Below are 1712 nucleotides of genomic sequence, written 5' to 3' on the forward strand. Positions count from 1 at the left end.
ATCAAGCCAAATTTGGTATAACTATGTCTGAAGTTCTCTTGACTTCGAACACGATCAAGTTAATTTGGCATAACTGTGTCCGAAGCTGCCATGACTTTGGACACAATCAAACTGAAATGTCATAACCATGACCGAAGTTACCCAGACCTCGGTTTGACAAAAAGAGATAATTATTTCGTAACCCGAAAAAATGTACACTAAAAATGGACCTTGGTTTCTAAGGTCCATTTTTAATGCCAAAAACAACAACCTATACGAAAATAGCCATCATTAAAGTTAAAAGAAGCAGTGATTTCTCTGCTTCTTTTTTGTTTTCATACCTTAATCGTCCGAAAATAGTTTAAAACTTGGAACAAAGGAAATGTTAAGAAGGGTAAAACATATTTTATTAATATGAATTAGTAAAGATAAGGAGGGTTTACATGTATAAAGAAAATAGCCCCTTATTCTCGGATGAATTCCTGGATGAACTCACAAAGGATATAAATGAAAAATATGGCTGGCCTAACAAAGAAGAAAATCTGGAATCAATCCATGAAGATGAGTAAAAATAATTGTTTGCCATTTTGTTTTTCTACACTGGCTACAATAACAAGTCATCTCCCTCGTGAAACCCAGGATAAATTTCGGGATGGAGTATATGAGCTATTTTAGCCAGGCCATTTAAAAGCCGAGGGGATGGCCTACAAAAAAGCGGTTCATCTAAAATGTGAAGTTGGTTGTTTTTTATCGCAGTCATTTGATCCCAGCCGGGGCGTTTCAGAATGACCTTTGGGTTAACTTTATTTTTTTGAACACCTACCCAAACGACACAGATTATATCTGGGTTGCGGAACTTAACCTCTTCCCAATCCGTCTGGAAACTTGCAACCACTTGGTCATCAAAAATATTTCTTCCACCCGCAAGCATGCTAATTTCTGTCAGCCAGTTCTGGGAACCCGGGGTGAAGATCGGCTTTGCCCACCATTCCCAATAAAGGGTTTTTGATTCTTTAACTTGTTGGCTTAAAGATTTATACAGTTTTAAGGTACGATTAAATCTTTCAAATAATTCGTTGGCCCGTGGGAAGGTGTTTGTGACATTGCCAACGAACAAAAGACAATTCCCCACTTCTTCTAGTGTTTGTGGATTTGGCACAATTACATATGGTATTTTACGTTTCTCTAACTCCTCGATATTTCGTTCCATACCCGGAACGGATAGGGAAGCTAAAACCAAATCAGGCTGTAGTTTCTCTATTTTATCCATATCGATGTTCAAATCTGGTCCCAACCTTGGCAATTCAGTAATTTCTTTCGGCCAATCTGAATAATCATCTACCCCTATTAATGAAGAAGTTAGCCCTAAATAGGCTATAAATTCAGTATTACTCGGACAAATGGAAATCAATTTCAATATACTTCCCCCTAATCAAATCTTCTTATTATCTATTATAATAAAAATCTCCATGTTCCCTATGCAAAAAATAATGATGAATGAACACAAAAATAAAATAAAATTCTGAAGTGAGAGTTAAGCCCAAAGGATCGCTATTTCATTTGGTTTTATCATTCTAGGAAAATGTAATAATTTTATGTAATATAATTGTTTGAGAACCTATGAACAAACTAGAGTATACTAATACGAAGAATGAATAGTGTTTAGAACCCTTGCGAATGCAGGGTTTTTTTGTGTAGTCAAGGGTATTTGAGCTCAGGGTAAATAAAATAGG

At 35.9% G+C, this 1712-nt stretch carries 2 protein-coding genes; one reads left to right on the plus strand and one right to left on the minus strand.

The genetic code is table 11. The features are described from left to right. Positions 1 to 422 precede the first annotated feature (422 nt). On the plus strand, positions 423 to 548 hold the full coding sequence (locus V7083_RS18775; protein ID WP_335480774.1) for a bacitracin ABC transporter ATP-binding protein: 126 nt from the start codon (positions 423 to 425) through the stop codon (positions 546 to 548). Between the two features lie 35 nt (positions 549 to 583). Here the strand turns inward: V7083_RS18775 and V7083_RS18780 are convergent, their stop codons facing one another. Then, entirely contained in the window at positions 584 to 1396 is an 813-nt protein-coding gene (locus tag V7083_RS18780; RefSeq protein WP_335480776.1) for a cobalamin-binding protein, read from the minus strand. Positions 1397 to 1712: the final 316 nt, after the last annotated feature.

The organism is Bacillus sp. JJ1764, assembly GCF_036962145.1.
In the GTDB taxonomy this organism is placed as follows: domain Bacteria; phylum Bacillota; class Bacilli; order Bacillales; family Cytobacillaceae; genus Neobacillus.

What these genes read in the sequence shown, in the direction of transcription:
- V7083_RS18775 (WP_335480774.1), top strand. Translation starts at nt 423, where the DNA reads ATGTATAAAGAAAATAGCCCCTTATTCTCGGATGAATTCCTGGATGAA.